This is a genomic window from Phenylobacterium sp. P4_E10 (assembly GCF_056401675.1).
Genome location: NZ_JBFUIW010000003.1, coordinates 89,203 through 108,952 on the forward strand (window position 1 = coordinate 89,203; position 19,750 = coordinate 108,952).

General features: G+C 67.6%; 18 protein-coding genes, 1 tRNA gene and 1 pseudogene. 9 read left to right on the top strand and 11 right to left on the bottom strand.

Annotated elements, in window-relative coordinates:
* Window positions 1-70: 70 nt before the first annotated feature.
* Both AC1DQJ_RS04300 and AC1DQJ_RS04305 read left to right on the top strand, forming a co-directional pair.
* Window positions 71-160, top strand: a tRNA-Ser gene (locus AC1DQJ_RS04300).
* Window positions 161-319: 159 nt separating this feature from the next.
* On the top strand, window positions 320-1,834 hold the full coding sequence (locus tag AC1DQJ_RS04305) for a S10 family peptidase (RefSeq protein ID WP_477600608.1): 1,515 nt from the start codon (window positions 320-322) through the stop codon (window positions 1,832-1,834).
* On the opposite strand, the gene AC1DQJ_RS04310 is transcribed toward AC1DQJ_RS04305, so the two are convergent.
* A complete protein-coding gene (locus tag AC1DQJ_RS04310) occupies window positions 1,831-2,562 on the bottom strand; it encodes a helix-turn-helix transcriptional regulator (RefSeq protein ID WP_477600610.1) in 732 nt (243 codons plus the stop codon). The two genes, AC1DQJ_RS04305 and AC1DQJ_RS04310, sit on opposite strands and share 4 nt — an antisense overlap.
* Before the next feature lie 188 nt (window positions 2,563-2,750).
* Between AC1DQJ_RS04310 and AC1DQJ_RS04315 the strand changes: the two genes are divergently transcribed.
* From AC1DQJ_RS04315 to AC1DQJ_RS04325, 3 genes are all read left to right on the top strand, one after another.
* Window positions 2,751-3,935, top strand: a complete 1,185-nt coding sequence (locus AC1DQJ_RS04315; protein WP_477600612.1) for an acyl-CoA dehydrogenase family protein — start codon at window positions 2,751-2,753, stop codon at window positions 3,933-3,935.
* A 15-nt stretch (window positions 3,936-3,950) separates the two neighbouring features.
* On the top strand, window positions 3,951-5,543 hold the full coding sequence (locus tag AC1DQJ_RS04320; RefSeq protein WP_477600614.1) for a fatty acid--CoA ligase: 1,593 nt from the start codon (window positions 3,951-3,953) through the stop codon (window positions 5,541-5,543).
* 101 nt (window positions 5,544-5,644) lie between these two features.
* Entirely contained in the window at window positions 5,645-6,274 is a 630-nt protein-coding gene (locus AC1DQJ_RS04325) for a helix-turn-helix domain-containing protein (RefSeq protein WP_477600616.1), read from the top strand.
* 7 nt (window positions 6,275-6,281) lie between these two features.
* Here the strand turns inward: AC1DQJ_RS04325 and hemN are convergent, their stop codons facing one another.
* From hemN to ccoN, 9 genes are read right to left on the bottom strand one after another with little or no spacing between them, the layout of a single operon-like run.
* Window positions 6,282-7,646, bottom strand: coding sequence for an oxygen-independent coproporphyrinogen III oxidase (gene hemN, locus AC1DQJ_RS04330; protein ID WP_477600618.1), 1,365 nt, complete (start codon window positions 7,644-7,646; stop codon window positions 6,282-6,284).
* A 44-nt stretch (window positions 7,647-7,690) separates the two neighbouring features.
* Entirely contained in the window at window positions 7,691-7,843 is a 153-nt protein-coding gene (gene ccoS / locus AC1DQJ_RS04335) for a cbb3-type cytochrome oxidase assembly protein CcoS (protein WP_477600620.1), read from the bottom strand.
* The gene (locus AC1DQJ_RS04340) at window positions 7,843-10,023 is read right to left on the bottom strand and encodes a heavy metal translocating P-type ATPase (protein WP_477600622.1); all 2,181 of its coding nucleotides are present in this window, start codon (window positions 10,021-10,023) and stop codon (window positions 7,843-7,845) included. Before AC1DQJ_RS04340 ends, ccoS begins: the two co-directional genes overlap by 1 nt.
* Window positions 10,014-10,481 carry a FixH family protein gene (locus AC1DQJ_RS04345; protein ID WP_477600624.1) on the bottom strand — a complete coding sequence of 156 codons (468 nt, stop codon included), beginning with the start codon at window positions 10,479-10,481 and terminating at the stop codon, window positions 10,014-10,016. The genes AC1DQJ_RS04340 and AC1DQJ_RS04345 overlap by 10 nt, the downstream gene beginning before the upstream one ends.
* Window positions 10,478-11,983: a cytochrome c oxidase accessory protein CcoG gene (ccoG, locus tag AC1DQJ_RS04350; protein ID WP_477600626.1), complete on the bottom strand. Its 1,506-nt coding sequence runs from the start codon at window positions 11,981-11,983 to the stop codon at window positions 10,478-10,480. Before ccoG ends, AC1DQJ_RS04345 begins: the two co-directional genes overlap by 4 nt.
* 5 nt (window positions 11,984-11,988) lie before the next feature.
* On the bottom strand, window positions 11,989-12,855 hold the full coding sequence (ccoP, locus tag AC1DQJ_RS04355) for a cytochrome-c oxidase, cbb3-type subunit III (protein WP_477600628.1): 867 nt from the start codon (window positions 12,853-12,855) through the stop codon (window positions 11,989-11,991).
* A complete protein-coding gene (locus AC1DQJ_RS04360) occupies window positions 12,842-13,021 on the bottom strand; it encodes a cbb3-type cytochrome c oxidase subunit 3 (RefSeq protein WP_477600630.1) in 180 nt (59 codons plus the stop codon). Before AC1DQJ_RS04360 ends, ccoP begins: the two co-directional genes overlap by 14 nt.
* Window positions 13,018-13,752, bottom strand: coding sequence for a cytochrome-c oxidase, cbb3-type subunit II (ccoO, locus tag AC1DQJ_RS04365; protein WP_477600631.1), 735 nt, complete (start codon window positions 13,750-13,752; stop codon window positions 13,018-13,020). The genes AC1DQJ_RS04360 and ccoO overlap by 4 nt, the downstream gene beginning before the upstream one ends.
* 15 nt (window positions 13,753-13,767) lie before the next feature.
* The gene (gene ccoN / locus AC1DQJ_RS04370) at window positions 13,768-15,426 is read right to left on the bottom strand and encodes a cytochrome-c oxidase, cbb3-type subunit I (protein ID WP_477600633.1); all 1,659 of its coding nucleotides are present in this window, start codon (window positions 15,424-15,426) and stop codon (window positions 13,768-13,770) included.
* Window positions 15,427-15,556: 130 nt separating this feature from the next.
* Between ccoN and AC1DQJ_RS04375 the strand changes: the two genes are divergently transcribed.
* From AC1DQJ_RS04375 to AC1DQJ_RS04385, 3 genes are all read left to right on the top strand, one after another.
* On the top strand, window positions 15,557-15,793 hold the full coding sequence (locus AC1DQJ_RS04375; RefSeq protein WP_477600635.1) for a hypothetical protein: 237 nt from the start codon (window positions 15,557-15,559) through the stop codon (window positions 15,791-15,793).
* A gap of 101 nt (window positions 15,794-15,894) precedes the next feature.
* Window positions 15,895-17,202, top strand: coding sequence for a dicarboxylate/amino acid:cation symporter (locus AC1DQJ_RS04380; RefSeq protein ID WP_477600637.1), 1,308 nt, complete (start codon window positions 15,895-15,897; stop codon window positions 17,200-17,202).
* Between the two features lie 92 nt (window positions 17,203-17,294).
* Window positions 17,295-18,062 (top strand): hypothetical protein, encoded by a 768-nt coding sequence (locus AC1DQJ_RS04385; RefSeq protein ID WP_477600639.1) that lies wholly within the window; start codon window positions 17,295-17,297, stop codon window positions 18,060-18,062.
* A 113-nt stretch (window positions 18,063-18,175) separates the two neighbouring features.
* On the opposite strand, the pseudogene ftsZ reads toward AC1DQJ_RS04385, so the two are convergent.
* Window positions 18,176-19,109, bottom strand: a pseudogene (gene ftsZ, locus AC1DQJ_RS04390) (cell division protein FtsZ); the annotation flags it as partial.
* Between the two features lie 287 nt (window positions 19,110-19,396).
* Here ftsZ and AC1DQJ_RS04395 point away from each other — a divergent pair.
* Window positions 19,397-19,750, top strand: a complete 354-nt coding sequence (locus tag AC1DQJ_RS04395) for a DUF6152 family protein (RefSeq protein WP_477600641.1) — start codon at window positions 19,397-19,399, stop codon at window positions 19,748-19,750.

Sequence of the window (19,750 nt, forward strand, 5' to 3'; positions counted from 1 at the left end):
GAGCTGTTTTCATTAAGGACGCGGGATGGCTGGAGCCCCCGCCCCACCCCTGCTATAGGCCACCGCTTCCGGATGGGTGGCCGAGTGGTTTAAGGCAGCGGTCTTGAAAACCGCCGTAGGTGAAAGCCTACCGTGGGTTCGAATCCCACCCCATCCGCCATCGCATCCGAACGGTTGGCTCCCGGCGCATCGTCTATGCGCCGGCAATGGTGATCGTCGCAGACTTCATTCAGCGTCAGGCATTTCGGCGCGAAGAACGCAAAGAAAGCGCCCGCGTAGCGGGGCAATCTTCACCCTCCATCGTCTGGGGAGGACTGTGATGCGTCGCCATCTCATTGCCGCTGTCGGCACGCTTGCATTCAGCCTGAGCGCCGCGCCGTTAGCCTCTGCGGCTCCGGCGGCGCCGGAATCGGCCTCTCCAGCGGCTGACGTCGTCACCTCGCACGTCGGGACCTTCGGCGGCCGCAAGGTCGCCTACAGCGCCATCGCCGGCGAGACGATCCTGAAGGACGCCAAGGGCGCGCCGGCCGCGAGCCTCTACTCATTCTCCTACCTCGAGAAAAATCCGAAGGACGCAGCTACCCGGCCAGTGATCTTCGTGTTCAACGGCGGCCCGGGCTCGGCATCGATCTGGCTGCACTTTGGCATGCTGGGGCCACGGCAGATCGATTTCCCCGATCCGGTCCACCCGCCGACCGCCGCCCCGTTCAAGCTGCGCGACAATCCGCAGTCGTTGCTCGACGTCGCCGACATCGTGTTCATCGATCCGATCGGCACCGGCTTCAGCCGCCTGCTGCCTGGTGGGAAGGGCGAGGACTATTTCGGCGTCGCGCAGGACGCGCGAGCCACGGCCGAGTTCATCGAGGCCTGGCTGACACGGCGCAATCGCTGGAACTCCCCCAAGTTCCTCATCGGCGAAAGCTACGGCACCGTGCGCGCCAGCGTGCTGGCCAATACGCTGATGGGCGGGGTGATGCCGCCGAACGGCACCCTGCGGGCGATCCCCCTCAACGGCGTGGCGATCCTGGGGCCGTCATTCGGCGGCGGCGGCGGGGCCGAGCGCAGCGCTGGGACCGTGCTGCCGACCATGGCCGCCGTGGCCTGGAAGCACGGCAAGATCGACAACAAGCACCAGAGCGTCGAGCAGGCCGTCGCCGCCGCCCAGGCCTTCGCCCGCGACGAGTACGTCAGCGCGATCTTCGCCGGTAGTTCTCTGCCCGCCGCTGAGCGGAGCCGCGTGGCCGAGCGGCTGGCTCAGCTGACCGGCATTCCGGCCAGGACTTGGCTGGAGCGCGACCTGAAGATCAGCCTTGGCGAGTTCGGCAAGCTGCTGCTGAAGGACGACGGGCTGATGCTCGGCGACTACGACGCCCGCTACACTCTGCCGCTGGCCGGCACGTCCGGCGACCCAGTCATCGACGACCCGGCCATGGGCCAGTACACCCCCGGCTTCGTGAGCGGCTTCAATCAGTACCTGCAGGACGAGCTGAAGGTGTCACCTCCAGGCCGCTACGTGCCGATCGCCTGGAGCGACGTGAACTTCCGCTGGGACTGGAACAGCGGCGGCATGTCCCAGGGCCGCGACTATGCCCAGGACATCGCCGCGGCCATGCGGCGCAATCCGCAGCTGAAGCTGTTCGTGGGCGTCGGCTACTACGACCTGGTGACCACCCTCGGCGCGGCCGAGTATTCCATGAACCATGCGCCAGTGCCGCCCGAGCGTCTGACGTTCAAGACCTATGAGTCGGGGCACATGCCCTATCTGGGCGTCGAGAGCGCGCCGAAGCTGGGGGCCGACATGCGCGCCTTCATCGCCTCGGCGGTCGCCAACTAGGCACCGACATAGCCCAGCACGACCGCCCGCCGGACCGCCTGCGGCCGGCCGACCACGCCCATCTTGTCGGCGGCGTTGCGCATGTGGAAACGTACGGTCGGCATGGCGATCTTCACGATCTCGGCGATCTCGGAGTCGGTCTTGCCGTGGGCGGCCCAACGCAGGCACTGGATCTCGCGTCGGGTCAGCTTCACCAGGCCTTCCGAATGCAGGCGAAGGTCGTTGTAGGCGGCCAGGAGCTTGAGCGCGACGATGTGCAGCTCCGCCGCCTTCCGCTCGAAAACGGCACGGACATCGAAGACCTCGGGCGCGGCCCAGACGATAGCGCCGATCACTCCGCCCGGCAGATGCGCCGGCGCGATGATCGCCGAACCTACCCGGACCTGCTCGGAGGCCTGGACGACCTCCATCCCCTCAAGCCGTGGAATGGAACGCCAGGACCCGAACCGTCCGTCGCCGAAATAGAACGGCTCGGCCATGTAGCGGCAGGCGAAGACAAACGGCGAGCGCAGGGCGAAGCCGCGGTCCTTCCAATAGTGCAGGCCCGGATCGACCCATCGAAATAGGGTCTCGGCGAACGGCCGGCCCTCGGCGTCACGCATCGGTTCGGGATCGCCGATGTCGGCGCTGACGGCGATGAACGGAAGGCCAATCTCGACGCCGCGGTCGCGGACCTCGATGGCCAACGCTTGGATTCGATCCAGCTCGGCCGTGTCCACTACGCGCACGATACCGGCCCCTCCCCCAAAGCGCCCTGTCACTTTTGACAGCTTGTCCCTCCTGACCCTTGGCTGCAAGCATCCTCGGGCCGTCGTGCATGGTCGCGGCGCAAAGACGAGCCGCCTCAATGCAAGGCGGCCACGGGAGGACGTATGAAACGCGCCAGGAACGCCGCCCCTTCGGCGGCGACTGCGGCATGAACCTTGAGCTCACGCCTGAGGAGGTCGCGTTCCAGGATGAGGTGCGGGCGTTCCTCGACGAGTCCCTGACCTCAGAACTCCGCGAAGCCGGCCGCCGCGCGACCAGCGTCTTCATGGACAAACGCTTCAGCCTGGCCTGGCAAAGGATCCTGCACGCGAAGGGCTGGGTCGCGCCGAGCTGGCCCAAGCAGTACGGCGGGGCCGGCTGGAGCGAGATGCAACGGCACATCTTCGCCGCCGAATGCGCGCGGGCCGGCGCGCCAAGCCTAGCCCCGATGGGGCTCCGCATGGTCGGCCCCGTAATCATGGGTTACGGCACGGCCGAGCAGAAGGCCCACTACCTCCCCCGCATACTGTCGGGTGAGGACTACTGGTGTCAGGGCTATTCCGAGCCGGGAGCCGGATCCGACCTGGCGGCGCTGCAGCTGCGCGCTGTGCGCGATGACGACCACTACGTCCTGAACGGCTCGAAGCTGTGGACTACGCACGCCCACTGGGCCAACCGCATGTTCTGCCTGGTCCGCACCGAGACCGCGGGCAAGCCGCAAGCGGGCATCACCTTCCTGCTGCTGGACATGGCGACGCCGGGCATCCGGGTGCGCCCGATCATCACCCTGGCCGGCGAGCACGAGGTCAACGAGGTGTTCTTCGAGAACGTCCGGGTCCCGATGTCCGGCCGCGTGGGCGAAGAGAACCAGGGCTGGACTGTCGCCAAATACCTGCTGGAGTTCGAGCGCGGCGGCGGATCGGCGCCGGGCCTGAAGGTCATGCTGGGCCGGGTGCGCGCCGCGGCGCAAAACTGCGGCTTGCTCGGGGAAGCGGCGTTCCGCGCCAAGCTGATGGCCGCCGAAATCGCCGTGCAGGCGATCGAGATGTCCGAGCATCGGATCCTGGCCGCGCTGTCGGCCGGCAACAATCCGGGGCCGGCGTCTTCCATGCTGAAGACCCAGGGCGGCGAGGCCCTGCAAATGGCTGACGAGCTGATGCTGGAGGTCGCCGGGGTCTATGCCGGGGTCGACCAGCCGGCGGCGCGTGAAGCGGGTTCGAACATCCCGCCGGTCGGGCCCGACAACGCACTGACCGCCATGCCCAGATATCTGAACGACCGGGCCGCCTCGATCTATGGCGGATCAAATGAGATCCAGCGGGACATCATCGCCCGTCTGGTGCTTGGCCTCTAGAGCAAGGAGCGCCGCATGGCTGCGCACGACACGATCGACTTCGACGCCATGCCCACCCTAGCGGAGGCGGCGCGGTATCACGCGCGGCAGCGGCCCGACGCTGTGGCTCTGGTCTTCGAGGGGCGCGAGACGACCTACGCCCAGTTCGACGCTCACAGCAATCGGGCCGCCAACGCCTTGATCGCCCAGGGCCTGCGTAAGGGCGACCGGATCGCTTATCTCGGCAAGAACAGCGACCACTATTTCGAGCTGCTGTTCGGGGCCGCCAAGGCAGGGGTGATCATGGCCCCGATCGGCTGGCGGCTGGCCCCGCCGGAGGTCGCCTACATCGCAGCAGACGCCCAGGCCAGGATGCTGTTCGTCGGGCCCGAGGTGGTCGATTGCGCCCTGCAGATCGCGCCGGAGCTGCCCGGCGTGCCGATGATCGGGATGGAGCCTGGTCCGCACGGCTGGCAAACCTTCGAGGACTGGCGCGACGCGCAGCCCGTCGATGATCCGGCGCTTCCCATCGACGAGAGCGAGGTCGCGGTCCAGCTCTACACCTCGGGCACGACCGGGCGGCCGAAGGGAGCCATGCTCAGCCACCTGAACATCCTGGGCGGACGCCGCAAGGCGGCCGAAGCCCAGATGGCCTGGAACCGCTGGGGTCCGGACGACGTCAGTCTGGTCGCCATGCCCGTGGGCCACATCGGCGGCACCGGCTGGGGCATCGTCGGCCTGGTCAACGGGGCCAAGGGCGTGGTGGCGCGCGAGTTCGATCCGTTCAAGGTGCTGGATTTCATCGAACAGGACCGCATCTCGAAGATGTTCATGGTCCCGGCCGCGCTGCAGATCGTGGTGCGCCAACCGAAAGCGCGCGAGGTCGACTACTCGCGACTGAAATACATCCTCTACGGGGCCAGCCCGATCCCGCTGGACCTGCTGCGCGAGTGCATGGAGGTTTTCGGCTGCGGCTTCTGCCAGCAGTACGGGATGACCGAGACCTGCGGCACGATCGTCTATCTGCCGCCGGAGGACCATGACCCGGCCGGCAACGCCCGAATGCGTGCGGCGGGCCTGCCGATGCCGGGTGTCGAGATCAAGGTCCTGGATGAGGCCGGGAACACTCTGGCCGCCAACACGGTCGGCGAGGTCGCGGTGCGCTCGGTCTCGAACATGGCCGGCTACTGGCGGCTGCCCGAGGCTACGACGGCGACCATGGGCGTCGACGGCTGGCTGCGGACCGGCGACGCGGGCTATCTCGACGACGACGGCTACCTCTTCATCCACGACCGGGTGAAGGACATGATCATCTCCGGGGCCGAGAACATCTATCCGGCCGAGGTCGAGAGCGCGGTCTACGGCCATCCGGACGTCGCCGAGGTGGCGGTGATCGGGGTGCCGGACGACAAGTGGGGCGAAGCGGTCAAGGCCGTCGTCGCGCCGAAGCCGGGTCGTACGCCCGACCCCGAAGACATCATCGCCTTCGCCCGCACCCGCATCGCAGCCTTCAAGGCGCCGAAGAGCGTCGACTTCATCGACGCCTTGCCGCGTAACGCTTCGGGCAAGATCCTGCGCCGTGAATTGCGTGAGCCGTACTGGGTCGGGCGCGCCCGGCGGGTGAACTAGTCCGCCTCCGTAAGACCCCTTAAGGCGCAGCCCATAAGGGAGGCTCCGAAGTTTTCGACGTGCCGGTCCCGGGCCTAGTCAAGGTCATCGGGAGAATGCCCATGACCTTCGAGACCCTCTGCGCCAACGACGACCTATTCGCCCGGGTGGGTGCGCCCGTCGTCTTCGCCAAGGACGAGGAGATTTACGGGCAAGGCGAGCCGGCCGACCGCGTCTATCGCATGGTCAGCGGCATGGTGCGGACCTCGCGGTTCATGCCTGACGGGCGTCGCCCGATCGGCGACTTCTACTATCCCGGCGAGGTGTTCGGCCTGGAGCTTGGGCACGACCACGCCATGACGGCCGAGGCGATGAACGACTGCGTCGTGCTCGCCGCTAGCCGTTCGGCCCTGATCGCCGCTGGCGGCGAGGCCGAGCTCAAGGAACTGCTCTGGCAAGCCACGGTCCGAGACCTTGAGAACGCCCGCGAACACCTGACCCTGCTGGTCCGCAAGAGCGCCTGCGAACGGGTGGCGAGCTTTCTGCTCGGCGTCGCCCACCGCAATCAGGGTGTCCTGATCGAGCTGGCCATGGGCCGCCAGGACATGGCCGACTATCTGGGCCTGACCATCGAGACCGTCTCGCGGATGATCAGCCAGTTGCAATCGACCGGCGTGGTCGAGTTCAAGGGCTGCCGCCGCTTCCGCGTCTGCGACCAGCGAGCCCTCGAGGGGCTCGCTGCGGCCGCCTAGGTTCCCCCTACAACGCCTTGGAATGGCGGCCTTCTTCGGGTGCGAAATACTCGTCGAGGGCCGCGCAGATCGAGCGGACCAGCAGTCGGCCTGCGCCGACGATCTGCACCTTGCTCCCCTCTCCTTCGACCAGCCCGTCGCGGCGGAACGGCTCAAGCCGGGCCTGCATGGCGGCGAGGACCTCGGGCGACCGCCGATGGCGGGCGCAGATCCCAGCCAGGTCGGCCTCGAAGTCGCACATCAGCCGCTCGATGATCTCGCCGCGGAAGCGGTCCTCATCGGTGAGCGCGACGCCCCGGGCGATCGGGAGCTGTCCGTGATCCAAGGCGGCCCGCCAGTCGAGTTCCTTCGGCAGATTTTGGACGAAACCTTGCGGGAAGGCGCCGATGGCTGAAGCCCCCAAACCGATCAGGGTGCGCGCGTCGTCGGTCGTATAGCCCTGGAAGTTCCGCCGCAGCCGTCCCTGCTCAAGCGCGACCGCCATGTCGTCGCTGGGCAGCGCGAAGTGATCCAGCCCGATGCGGACATAGCCCTCGGCTGCCAGGCGCTCAGCGGCGGCCTCGCTCTGGTCGAGGCGTTCAGCGGCCCCAGGCAGCGCGTCCTCGGCGATCAGCTTCTGGTGCGGCTTCATCCACGGGACGTGGGCGTAGCCGAAGAGAGCCAGGCGTTCGGGCCTCAGCGGCAAGATCGCCTCGATTGTCGCCAGGGTGTTGGCCGTGGACTGGTGCGGCAGGCCGTACATCAGATCGAGATTGACCGAGGCGACGCCCGCGTCACGCAGCCAGCCCATGCAGCGGGCGACTTCCTCGATGGTCCCCTTGCGGTCGACCGCAGCCTGGACCTGCGGATCCAGGTTCTGGACGCCTAGGCTGGCCCGGCGCAGGCCGTGGCGGGCGGCGGCGTCGACCCATTCCTTGGTCAGCAGCGGCGGATCGATCTCGGTGGCGAACTCCAGGTCGGGACGCAGGTCGAAGGTCTGACCAAGGGCGGCGAACAGCAGATCGAGTTCCTCGATCGACAACGTGTTGGGCGTGCCGCCGCCGAAGTGGACCGCGCTGACCGGCAGTTGACCCGGCAAGGCCGGCGACAGCAGCTCGACCTCCTCCAGCAGCCGGCGGACATAGGCGGCGATCGGCTGGTGGCGGTTCACCGCGCGCGTGTTGCAGCCGCAGTACCAGCAGAGCCGCGTACAGAACGGCACGTGGACATAGACCGAGACGGCTTCGGTCGGCGGCAGCGCGGCCAGCCAATGTCGGTAGGTTTCCTCTCCCACCTGCGGGGTGAACTGCACGGCGGTAGGATAGCTGGTGTAGCGCGGCGCGCGGCCATCGTACTTGGCGATGAGGGCGGCGAGATCGGTCTGTGCGGTCATGGACGCACCTTGATCGCGTCGCGGGCGCCCCGCTCTGACATCCGTCAATCGGCGGGACGATCGTCCTCAACCAGGATGCGCGAGGCGTCGCCAAGCGGGTCGTCGTATTGCCCACTGCGCAGGGTCCACCAGAAGGCGCCCAGGCCGACCAGGGCGAGCGCCACCGAGGCGGGGGCCAGGAAGATCAGGATGTCCATCAGGCTCTCCAGCGCACGCCGGTGCGCAGGGCGTTGAGGGTCACCGCCAGCGACGATCCCGACATGGCCAGGGCGGCGACGAACGGGTTCACGAAGCCGAGCATGGCGGCGGGCGCGGCAATAAGGTTGTAGAGCGCCGCGAACGAGAAGTTCTCCAGGGCTCGGGCGCGCGCCGAACGGGCGACATCGAAGGCGGTGACGACGGCGCTCAGGCTTTCGCCGGAGAAGACCAGATCGGCGGCGTTCTGGCTGGCGTCCAGGGCGGCGCCGGGGGCCATCGCCGCGTGGGCGTTGGCGAGCGCGGCGGTGTCGTTGAGGCCGTCGCCGACCATCAGCACCTTTCGGCCCGCAGCGGTCCGCTCGGCGATGATGGCGGCCTTCTCCGCCGGCGTTAGGCCCGCGCGCCAAGTGGTGACGCCGAGCTCCAGCGCGGCTGCGGACACGGCGGCCGGAATGTCGCCGGACAGGATCTCGATGCCGACGCCCCTCGCCCGCAGCGCGTTGATGACTTCCGCTGCGTCGGTGCGCAGCCGATCGGCGAAGACGAAACGGATCTTGGTGTCGCCCTCGATACCGAACCACAGCTCGGTCTCGCTGGACGGCGCCCCGGCGACGCCGACGAAGCTTGCTCGGCCGAGCCGTGCGCGGCGGCCGTTGATGCGCCCCTCGACGCCCTGTCCCGCAACCTCGACCACATCGTCGGCCAGCAGAGTCGGCCCGGCGTGACTGGCCACCGCCTTGGCCAGGGGATGCGCCGAGGCCCTGGCCAGCGGAGCGGCCATGGCGATGGCGGCCGGTACCGGGTCGATGAGTTGCGGGCGCCCCTCGGTCAGCACGCCGGTCTTGTCGAAGACCACGTGATCGACTTCCGCCAGCCGCTCGAGCGCCGCGCCGGACTTCACGAGGATCCCGCGCCGAAACAGCCGCGCCGAGGCGGTTACCTGCACCGCCGGCGCCGCGAGCCCAAGGGCGCACGGGCAGGTAATGATAAGCACGGCGACCGCCCGCAGCAGCGCTTCGCGCGGACCAAGGCCAAGCATCCAGCCGCCGGCGAAGGTCAGTGCCGCAGCAGTGTGGACCACGGGGACATAGAGCGCGGCGGCCTTGTCGGCCAATTGCACATAGCGCGAGCGCGACTGGCTGCCCGCCTCGACCAGGCGGGCGATGGCGGCGACGGCGGAGTCTTCCGAACGCGCGGCAGCGATCAGTCGCAGAGGTCCGGCCAGGTTCAGCGCGCCAGCCTGACAGCAGTCGCCGATCGTCACCGGGGCCGGCCGGGTCTCGCCGGTCAGCAGGGCGTTATCGAGCTCCGAAGCTCCGCCGACGATCTGGCCGTCGACCGGGATGCGCTCACCCGGCCGCACAAGCAGCAGCTCACCGGGGGCGATGTCGCCGATCGGCCGACGATGCTCGACGCCGTCCTCATCCAGAACGGCGGCGGCCGGGGCCTGCATCGCCAGCAGGTCCGCGGCGGCGCTGCGCGCGCTGGCGCGGAGCCGGTGATCGAGCCAGCGTCCAATAAGCAACAGGAACAGCAGGGAAATCGCGGCGTCGAAATAGGCGTCCCGCCCGCGCAGCGCAGTCTCGACGAAGCTGATCGCCAACGTCAGGATGACGCCGATCGAGATCGGCACGTCCATGTTCGCTCGGCCCGAGCGAAGCGAACGCGAGGCCGAGGTGAAGAACGGAATTCCGGCATAGACCGCGCACGGCGCGCCGATCACCGCGCTCAGCCACATCATGAGCGTCCGAGTGGCCGGTCCGAGCTCCTGACCAAACAGCCCGGCCCAGATCGGCACCGAGAACATCATGGCGTTGCCGGCCCCGAACGCGGCGACGCCGAGCGCCATGGTCAGACGCCGGCCCTCCTCGTCCCTGGCCTGGGCGGCCTTGCCCGGATCGTAGAGGCTGGCCGGATAGCCGAGACGCTCCAGCTTCTCGACCACCAGGGCCGTATCGCCCGCGCCGACGGCGTAGGCCACCGAGAGCTTGCCCGTGGTGAGGTTGAGGCGCGCCGCGGCGACTCCGGGCAAGCCCGCTACTTCGCGCTCGATCTTCGAAAGGCAGGCCGCGCAGCGCGCGCCCTTGACCAGAAGTTCCACGGCCCTCCCGCCGTCATTGGTCGGTCGAAGGAAGGCCGAGTAGTCCTGCCGCGGCGGGTCGTGGGAGATCATGGCCATGTCAGTCGACGTTCGGCTTCGAACGCTCCCTTGTCGGATCGCACGGTGACGTCCCAGGCGCCGGGCGCGGGCCGGACCCGCGCCAGGTAGTGCCCAGGCGAGGCCTCGGAGAACGTCAGCCTGAACTCGCCGGCCTCGGTGGCCGGGCGCCGCAGCAGGCCGCTCAGCTGCTGGCCGCTCACGGGGGCGCCGACAGAGTCGCGGAGTTCGACCACCAGTCCGCCGGCGGACGGTGCGACGGCGGCTGTCCAGCCCAGCGCCACCTGGGCTCGGCGGCGTGCAACCTCACGGTTGAAGGCCAGTCCGTCCTCGTAGGGCGTGACCGAGACCTGGCCAGGATGGCTGCGGTAGGCGGCGATGAGGAAGGCGCTGTCGACCGCGACCACCACCCCGAAGAAGGCGACGACTGCGGCCAGCACGTGCCAGCCGGTGATGGTGAAGGGCCGAGCGGTGCTCATCTTGGATTCGCGGCTCCCGACAGGAAGGTGGTCTTGGTCAGCGCCTCGCCGACCGGGCTGGCGACCCGGAAGCTGGCGGGCAGATTCTCCCGGGCCAGGACGGCAGGCGGCAGGGTGACGAACACCCGGACGGCGCGAACCTCGTTGGCCGGTACGTCGACGGTGATCTCGCCGATGCCGGCCGCTCCACCCGGGGTCTTGAGCACAGCGCCGGCAGGGCCATCGAAGGCGATGCGGAACGGCTGAGACTGGAAGGTGCGGTTGGCGATCTTAACGGTGTAGCCGTTACGGACAGCGCCATCGTGCAGGCGCACGAAGGTCGGGTTGCGGTCACGCAGGACGTGCACGTCGAGGTTCGGCCGGGTCGCCAGGCCCCAGACCATCAAGGCCGACACGATGGCCAGAGCGGCGGCGTAGAACAGGGTCCTGGAGCGGATCAGTCGATAGACAGCCGGCTTGCCGTCGGCCCGCGCCTCGACGGCGGCGTCGGTGTCATAGGCGATCAAGCCCTGCGGCCGGTCCACCTTGATCATGATCTCGTCGCAAGCGTCGATGCAGAGGCCGCAGTTGATGCACTCCAACTGTGGCCCGTTGCGGATGTCGATGCCCATAGGACAGGCGGTGACGCACTGATGGCAGTCGACGCAGTCGCCGCGCCCTGTCCAGCTGGCCGCCTTCTTGTGCGCGCCGCGCGGCTCACCGCGATCGTAGCGGTACGTGACCTGCAGCGAATGGACGTCCAGCATCGCGCCCTGAATGCGGGGCCATGGGCACATGTAGACGCAGACCTGCTCGCGCATGGTCCCGGCGAAGACGTAGGTGGTGAAGGTCAGCAGCGCGCAGAATACGTAGCCGGTCATCGGTCCCTGCCCGGCCCAGAAGCTGGTCAGGAGGGCCGGCGCGTCGTGGAAATAGAAAATCCAGGCGCCGCCGGTGGCGAAGGAGATGCCCAGCCAAACCGCGTGCTTGCCGATCTTCCGCCACGCCTTGTCCAGCGACCAGGGCGAGGCGTCGATCCGCATGCGAGCGTTGCGGTCGCCCTCGAACATTCGCTCGACATAGATGAAGAGGTCGGTCCAGACGGTCTGGGGGCAGGCGTAGCCGCACCACAGGCGGCCGAACAGCGCTGTGACCAAGAACAGCGCCAGGGCCGCCAGCACCAGCAGCCCGGTGATGAAATGCACCTCCTGCGGCCATAGCTGGATGTCGAAGAAGTAGAACCGGCGGCCGGCGAAATCGACCAGCACCGCCTGATCGGGCAGCAGGCCCGGGCGGTCCCAACGGATCCAGGGCGTGACGTAGTAGATGCCGAGGGTGGCTATCATCACCGCCCACTTGATCGCCCGCCAGCGGCCATGGACCAGCTTCGGGTAGATCGGTGCGCGCGGCTTGTAGAGGCCGCCGCCCGGATCCGCATTCGCGCGAGCCCGAGCAGCGGCCGAGACGGAACCCGGTTCGGGCTTGGGGGCATGAGCCCGGGTCCTGTCTATGACGACCGTCATCGGGGCTATTGACCCCCAGCGTTGGAGTGGATGTAGACGGCCAGCGCCTTCAGGGTTTCCGGGTCGAAGCGGGCCTTCCAGCTGGGCATGACGCCGTTCCGGCCGTTCCAGATCTGCGAGTGGATATCGGCGCGCGAGGGGCCATAGAGCCACTCCTGGTCAGTCAGGTTGGGCGCGCCCTTCGACGCCTCGCCCGTGCCCGCCGGGCCGTGGCAGGCGACGCACTGAGCCTGGTAGGTCGGCGCGGCTCGACGGACAGCGGCGGCGTCGGCCGGACGCCGGGACAGCGCGACCACGTATTCGGTCAGGTCCGAGACCTCGGCGGCGGTCAACATCTGGTCGCGACCGAAGGCCGGCATCTGAGAGAACCGGGTCTGGGGATGGTCCGAACGGATCCCGTACTCGATGGTCCGATGGATGTCGGTCAGCGAGCCGCCCCAAAGCCAGACGTCGTCGCGCAGGTTGGCGTAGCCCTTGGCCCCTACCCCGCCCACGCCGTGGCAAGTGGCGCAGTTGTCCCCGAACACCGACTGGCCGACCGCCTGGGCGTGGGCCTGGAGTTCGGGATCAGCCTCGATTTGCTCAAGGCTGGCCTGGCGCAGGCGGGCGGCCTGGGCGCCGCGCACGGACTTCAGGTCGTTCAGGGCCACGGCGACATCGGCGCGGTCGGACTGGCCAAGCACGCCGCGGGTGTAGCTGGAGACACCGGGCCAGGCCGGCATCAGCACCCAATAGACCGCGGCCACCGCGATCCCGGCCCAGAACATGTAGAGCCACCAGCGCGGTAGCGGGTTGTCCAGTTCGCGGATGCCGTCCCACTCATGACCCGTGGTCTCGACGCCCGTGACCTCGTCGGGCTCACGCTTCGACATCGGGATCCTCGTGATCTTGCAGGGGAAGATGAGCGAGGCGCTGGAAGGCCTCGCGGTTACGTGGCCACAGGGCGTAGAGGACGCCCGCGGCGAAGATGGCGCCGAAGTAGATCAGCCCGCCCTGTTGGGCGAAGCGCGCCACCGTCTCGTAGGAGAGCTCGCTCATCGGCGGTTCTCCGGGGCCTGGGCCTGATAGCTGCTGAAGTCGACCAGCGTGCCGAGCATCTGCAGGTAGGCGATCAGGGCGTCCATTTCGGTCAGGCGTTCGGGATCGCCGTCGAAGTCGCGCTGGACGACCTTGCCGCCGTAGCGGGCCTGGAACTTGGACGCCGCAGCGAACGGATCGGCCTGGGTTTCCAGATCGTCCTTGGCGCTGTCGATCATCTCCTGGGTGTACGGCACGCCCACCCGGGTCATGGCCGCCAGCTTGGCCTTGATCTCCCGGTAGTCGAGCTCCTTCTGCGCCAGGAAGGCGTAGGGCGGCATGACAGACTCCGGCACGACCGCGCGTGGGTCGACCAGGTGGTCCTTGTGCCAGCTGTCGGAGTACTTTGCGCCCACCCGAGCCAGGTCGGGACCGGTTCGTTTCGACCCCCACTGGAACGGGTGGTCGTACATGCTCTCGGCCGCCAGGCTGTAATGGCCGTAGCGTTCGACCTCGTCGCGCAGCGGTCGGATCATCTGCGAGTGGCAGGTGTAGCAGCCCTCGCGGATATAGATGTCGCGGCCGGTCAGCTCGAGCGGGGTGTATGGGCGCACGCCCTCGACCTTCTCGATGGTGCTCTCCAGATAGAAGAGCGGCGCGATCTCCACGATGCCGCCGATCGAGACCACGATCAGGATCGCGATGACCAGCGGCAGGGAGTGCTTCTCAAGCTTGGTGTGATGCTTCCACATGAACGGGGCCTCGCCTTACTCGGCCGCGACGAGCGCGGGGGCGGGACCGGCCAGGCTCTGGGCGCTGGGCGCCGAGCTGGGCATGCGGATCGTGCGCCACAGGTTGTAGGACATGATCACCGCGCCAGAGAGGTACATGAGACCCCCGATCGTGCGGATGACGTTCTCGATATGCTTGGCCGCGACGGTCTCGACGAAGGAGTTCGCGAGGTAGCCTTGGGGCGTGTACTCGCGCCACATCAGGCCTTCCATGATCCCGGAGACCCACATCGCGCAGATGTAGAGAAGGATCCCCAGGGTCGCGATCCAGAAGTGCCACTCGGCCAGCCGGGTCGAGTAGAGACGCTCCTTCTTCCAGAGCCAGGGCACCAGGCAGTAGACCGCGCCGAACGAGATGAAGCCGACCCAGCCGAGCGCGCCGGAGTGCACGTGGCCAATGGTCCAGTCGGTGTAGTGGCTGAGCGCGTTGACCTCGCGGATCGACATCAGCGGGCCTTCGAAGGTCGACATGCCGTAGAAGGCGATCGACACGGCCATCATGCGGATGACGGGATCGGTGCGCAGCTTGTCCCAGGCCCCTGACAGGGTCATCAGGCCGTTGATCATCCCGCCCCAGGACGGCATCCACAGCATGATCGAGAAGGTCATGCCCAAGGTCTGGGCCCACTGCGGCAGCGCCGTGTAGTGCAGGTGGTGCGGACCGGCCCAGATGTAGATGAAGATCAGCGACCAGAAGTGGACGATGGACAGCCGGTACGAATAGACCGGCCGCTCCGCGCGCTTGGGCACGAAGTAGTACATCATCGCCAGGAAGCCGGCGGTGAGGAGGAAGCCGACGGCGTTGTGGCCGTACCACCACTGCAGCAGGGCGTCCTGCACCCCGGCGAACAGCGAATAGCTGCGGCTGCTCAAGGCCCCGACCGGGACGGCCAGGTTGTTGACGATGTGCAGCAGCGCGATGGTGACGATGAAGGCCAGGTAGAACCAGTTAGCCACGTAGATGTGGGGTTCCTTGCGCTTCCAGATCGTTCCCAGGAAGACCAGCAGGTAGGCGACCCAGACGACGGTCAGCCAGAGGTCGACGTACCACTCCGGCTCGGCGTACTCGCGCGACTGGGTGATGCCGGCCAGGTAGCCGGTCGCGGCCAGCACGATGAACAGCTGGTAGCCCCAGAACACGAACCAGGGCCACACGCCGCCGGCCAGCCGTGCCCGGCAGGTCCGCTGGACCACATAGAAGGACGTGGCGATCAGGGCGTTGCCGCCGAACGCGAAGATCACGCCCGAGGTGTGCAGCGGCCTCAGGCGGCCGAAGTTCAGCCAGCCGGCCTCCGGGAAGTAGAAGATGGTCGGCCAGGAGAGTTGGGCGGCGATGAGCACGCCTGCGGCTAGGCCGACGACCGCCCAGAACATGGTGGCGATCACCCCTGCCCTGACCACGCCGTCGGCATAGCGCTCGTCAGACGAGCGGAGGCGGCCGGAATTGATCCCGACCGTCAGCACCGACAGCGCGGCGATGAAGGCCCCCAGGAAGATCCAGCCGTGGAACCGGAACAGCGGATCGGCGGTAAAGGCGGTGGCGAGAAGCGCCCCGAAGGCGCAGAGGCCTATCAGGACGAAGAGCAGCACGGCATCAAGCGGCGCCCTGCTCTCTGTGGCCGGCAAGGTGGTCATGGTCCCCCAGGCGAGTCGTGGTGACAGCGATGGGGCACCAGACGCCCGCCGGCGGCCTGCGGCATTGATTTCGGTCAAGGCGGCGGCCTCGGACCACGGTCAGGCTGGCCCGCAGCTCGGAGAGGACATCATGCGCGAACTGAAATCAGACCTGGTCACCGCCGCGGGCGCGGCCATGCTCATCAGCGCGGCGGTGAGCGCCGAACTGGCCTGGCTGGCGGCGCGCGGCGTCGCCGAGCTCGGCGCGATCTGCGGCGCGGCCGGGCGGCCGGATTGCCCCTACCTGATCGCCGCAGCCGCCCTCTTCGTGTCCGGCGGCTCGACTTTGTTGACCGCGCTACGGACTCCGAAAGCGGCTGCCGCTTGAAGCGCCGCTAGCGGTCTTCGCAGGCTCCGCCGCCAAGGAAGACTGGCGGCGGATTGCCGGACGCGCCATCGTCGGCCTTTGCAGCCGACGAGGATGTGTTGATGACCTTCGACCCGGAAGCGCAGACGCCCAAGGCCCCCTCCGGCGGAATGGGTCGGTTCGTCGCCCGGTATTGGTTCGGCGTGACATTGTGGAAGCGCATCCTGCTGGCCCTTGCCCTGGGGACGGCGGTCGGGATCGCGCTCGGCGAGAACGCAGTCCAGCTGAAGTGGATGGGCGACGTCTTTATCCGGTTGATCCGGATGGTGGTCGCGCCGCTGGTCTTCTTCTCCATCGTCTCCGGCATCGCAGCGATGGGCGACCCCCGTCGGCTTGGGTCTATCGGGGTCAAGACCCTGGCCATCTACCTGACCCTCACAGTCTTCGCCGTCACGGTTGGGCTGACCATGGGCACGCTGTTCCAGCCCGGCGTCGGCATGGATCTGGCCGGCGCGACGCCGCAGGAAGTCGCCAAGGCCCCGCCGAGCCTCGGCGAGCACCTGATGAGCATCATCCCGACCAACCCGATCGCCGCCCTGGCGGAGGGCGACATCCAGTCGGTGATCTTCTTCGGCATCCTGGTCGGGCTTGGCATCCTGGCCATCGCCCCGCGCGGCGAGCCGCTGGGCCAGCTGTTCCAGCTCGGCGCCGACGTCATGCTGCAGATCGTCCGGTTCATCATGGAGGTAGCGCCCTTCGGCGTGTTCGCCCTGGTCGCCTGGGTGATGGGCACGTCGGGGCCTGGGGCGTTCCTGCACGTGGCCAAGCTGGCGGCGGCCCTAGTCGTAGGCTGCGCGATCCAGACCCTGCTGGTCCATGGCGGCCTGATCCGGCTGTTCGCGCGATTGCCCGTATTGCCGTTCTTCCGCGACATCACCGACGCGGTGGCGATCGCCTTCTCCACCTCCTCCAGCGCCGCGACCTTGCCGGTGGCGATGCGGGTGGCGGAGAAGAACCTCGGCGTCAGCCACGCCGTCAGCTCTACGGCCCTGCCGCTTGGGGTGACGCTGAGCATGGACGGCACGGCGCTCTACGTGGCCCTCCTGGCGACCCTGTCGGCCCAGGCGTTCGGCGTGGAGCTGAACTTCGCCCAGTACGTGATGCTCGGCCTGGCCACGACGGTCGTCGCCCTGGGCACGGCCCCGGTCCCGTCGGCCTCGCTGTTCATGCTGGCGGCGGTCCTGCAGGTGATCGGCCTGGGCGCGGAACAGACCGCGCTGGTGGTCGGTTTCGTCCTGCCGTTCGACCGGCTGCTGGACATGACGCGGACCATCACCAACGCCACCAGCGATCTTTCCACCGCCGTGACGGTCGCCCGCTGGGAGGGCGAACTGGACGAGGCGGCTTATCGCCTCAAGCCCGTGGAGTAGGTTCTTTCTCAGGTCGGCGTCAGGGTTTTCCCTAGGAGCCGCCTCCTCCTCATTGACCGCATCATGCAGTCTGATCCGGGAAGGAGCTCTAAATGCGCAGATTGGCGGCGTCGGTACTGGCCCTGACACTCGGGGCGGCTGTCACGCCTGCGTCGGCGCAGGACGATTGGGAGTTCCACATTACGCCCTATGTCTGGCTGGCGTTCCCGAGCGGGGATGTCACGGCCAAGGCGTCCCGCAATATCAATGATATCAACGAGCGGTTCGACCGCGACGTATCGGTCAGCTTCGATGACGTCAACCTGGACGGTGCGTTCACTGGGTCGGCCGAAGTCCGGTATGGACGTTTCGGCGGGATCGCCGACCTCACCTACTATGAGATCGAAGGCGACAAGGACATCACCGTCGGGCAGCTCCCGGCGATCGACGGTTCGGTCACGATCTCCGGCACCAAGGGCATGATCGTCGGCTATTGGAGGGCCTACGAGACCGAAACAAGCAGCATCGATCTGCTCGGCGGGGCTCATTACCTCGGCGTCGATACAGAGGTGAACGTCAACGCGGCGAACCGCGGCATCAGCGGCTCCGTCGAAGAGGACCTGTGGGACCCGGTGATCGGCGTGCGGGGCAAGGCCCGCTTCACCGAGCACTTCGGCGTCCACGGAATAGCCACGGCCGGCGGCTTTGGCGTCTCGTCCGACAACCTCTATGAACTGCAGGCCTATCTGACCTACCGATTCAACGACAACTTCGAGGTTCTCGGCGGCTACCGCTTCTACTCGACCCAGTTCGAGGGCGACCGCCTGAACTACGACGCCTCGTTCTCCGGACCGCTGCTCGGGTTGACCTTCAGCTTCTAGCGAAATCTACCAGAAGCGCCGGGGTTGCTGCGGCTGGCCGGCGTCGCCGTGCACCGGCGATGTTTGTTGGGCGGACGCTTGGGTCGGGGCTTCGACGCCATTGACGCCATTGACGCCATTCATGCCGGTGGCCACCACGGACACGCGCAGCTTGCCTTCCAGGGAAGGATCGAACGCCGCGCCGAAGATGATGTTGGCGTCTGGATCGGCCTGATCGGCGATGACGTTGGCGGCCTCGTCGACCTCCAGCAGGGTCATGTCGGTGCCGCCGGTGACGTTGATCAGCACCGCCTTGGCGCCGGCCAGCGAGGTCTCGTCCAGCAGCGGGTTCTGGATGGCGTTGTGCGCGGCGACCGCGGCGCGATCGCTGCCCACGCCCTCGCCCGTGCCCATCATGGCGTTGCCCATGCCGCCCATGACGCTCAGCACGTCGGCGAAGTCGAGGTTGATCAGACCCGGCAGCACCATCAGGTCGGTGATCGAGCGCACGCCCGAATGCAGCACCTGGTCGGCCATGCCGAAGGCGTCGGCGAAGGTGGTCTGTTCGGTGGCGACGCGGAACAGGTTCTGGTTCGGCACGATGATCGAGGTGTCGACGTACTGCTGCAGCTCCTGCAGGCCGGCCTCGGCCAGGCGCATGCGGTGGCGTCCCTCGAAGCGGAACGGCTTGGACACAACACCCACCGTCAGGATGCCGCGCTCGCGCGCGCATCGGGCCACGAACGGCGCTGCGCCGGTCCCAGTGCCGCCACCCATGCCCGCGGTGATGAACACCATGTCCGCACCGTCGAGGTAGTGGATGATTTCCTCGGCCGACTCTTCAGCCGCGCTGAGGCCGGCATTGGGATTGGCGCCGGCGCCCAGTCCCTGGGTGACGCGCACCCCGAGCTGGATCCGCTGGCTGGCTAGCGACAGCGACAATTGCTGGGCGTCGGTGTTGGCCACCACGAAGTCGACGCCCTCGAGGCCCGACTCGATCATGTTGTTCACGGCGTTGACGCCAGCGCCGCCCACCCCAAAGACCACGATCCGCGGCTTCAGCTGCATAACGCCTGCTCGCGTTCCGTTCGGGGGTGTCACTGACATGCTTTGAAAACTCCTCGTACGTCCCTGCCGCGACCGCCCGCGATTCCACAATCAGGGACGGACGAGTTCCACAGGAATGTGGTGCGAAACAGGCGCGATCGCCCCGGACCGCGAACGACTAGGCCCATTATGGGCCGAACGGCAAGCCGACGGTACGCGCGATGGCTTTACGCCGCAGCCGAAAACGACTGCGATGCGACGAAGTTCAGCGCAGCGGCGTTCTGCCAGGGTTCGCCCTGGAGGCCCTCATGCTCAAATATCTCGTCGCGCTCGCCGTCGCGGTCCCGCTGGTGCTCCCGTCGGCGGCCCTCGCCCATCATGGGTGGAGTTCGTATGACGCGGACAAGACCATCAAGATCACTGCGCCGCTGACCAACGCGACATGGGGCAATCCACACGGGGCGGCCAAGGTTCGCTATCAAGGCAAGGTCTGGGATGTGGTCCTGGCCCCAACAGCGCGGATGGAAGCCCGCGGCCTCACCCAACCGATGCTCACCACAGGCAAACCCGTGACGCTCGAGGGTTATCCCCGCAAAGACGGCGCGCCGGAGATGCGGATCGAGCGCGTCACGGTCAACGGCGTCGTTGTCGAACTGCGCTAG

Bases quoted from the DNA above. Each gene is read 5' to 3' on its own strand.
- AC1DQJ_RS04305 (WP_477600608.1), top strand. From the start codon at position 320: ATGCGTCGCCATCTCATTGCCGCTGTCGGCACGCTTGCATTCAGCCTG.
- AC1DQJ_RS04315 (WP_477600612.1), top strand. From the start codon at position 2,751: ATGAACCTTGAGCTCACGCCTGAGGAGGTCGCGTTCCAGGATGAGGTG.
- AC1DQJ_RS04320 (WP_477600614.1), top strand. From the start codon at position 3,951: ATGGCTGCGCACGACACGATCGACTTCGACGCCATGCCCACCCTAGCG.
- AC1DQJ_RS04325 (WP_477600616.1), top strand. From the start codon at position 5,645: ATGACCTTCGAGACCCTCTGCGCCAACGACGACCTATTCGCCCGGGTG.
- hemN (WP_477600618.1), bottom strand. From the start codon at position 7,646: ATGACCGCACAGACCGATCTCGCCGCCCTCATCGCCAAGTACGATGGC.
- ccoS (WP_477600620.1), bottom strand. From the start codon at position 7,843: ATGGACATCCTGATCTTCCTGGCCCCCGCCTCGGTGGCGCTCGCCCTG.
- AC1DQJ_RS04340 (WP_477600622.1), bottom strand. From the start codon at position 10,023: ATGGCCATGATCTCCCACGACCCGCCGCGGCAGGACTACTCGGCCTTC.
- AC1DQJ_RS04345 (WP_477600624.1), bottom strand. From the start codon at position 10,481: ATGAGCACCGCTCGGCCCTTCACCATCACCGGCTGGCACGTGCTGGCC.
- ccoG (WP_477600626.1), bottom strand. From the start codon at position 11,983: ATGACGGTCGTCATAGACAGGACCCGGGCTCATGCCCCCAAGCCCGAA.
- ccoP (WP_477600628.1), bottom strand. From the start codon at position 12,855: ATGTCGAAGCGTGAGCCCGACGAGGTCACGGGCGTCGAGACCACGGGT.
- AC1DQJ_RS04360 (WP_477600630.1), bottom strand. From the start codon at position 13,021: ATGAGCGAGCTCTCCTACGAGACGGTGGCGCGCTTCGCCCAACAGGGC.
- ccoO (WP_477600631.1), bottom strand. From the start codon at position 13,752: ATGTGGAAGCATCACACCAAGCTTGAGAAGCACTCCCTGCCGCTGGTC.
- ccoN (WP_477600633.1), bottom strand. From the start codon at position 15,426: ATGACCACCTTGCCGGCCACAGAGAGCAGGGCGCCGCTTGATGCCGTG.
- AC1DQJ_RS04375 (WP_477600635.1), top strand. From the start codon at position 15,557: ATGCGCGAACTGAAATCAGACCTGGTCACCGCCGCGGGCGCGGCCATG.
- AC1DQJ_RS04380 (WP_477600637.1), top strand. From the start codon at position 15,895: ATGACCTTCGACCCGGAAGCGCAGACGCCCAAGGCCCCCTCCGGCGGA.
- AC1DQJ_RS04385 (WP_477600639.1), top strand. From the start codon at position 17,295: ATGCGCAGATTGGCGGCGTCGGTACTGGCCCTGACACTCGGGGCGGCT.
- AC1DQJ_RS04395 (WP_477600641.1), top strand. From the start codon at position 19,397: ATGCTCAAATATCTCGTCGCGCTCGCCGTCGCGGTCCCGCTGGTGCTC.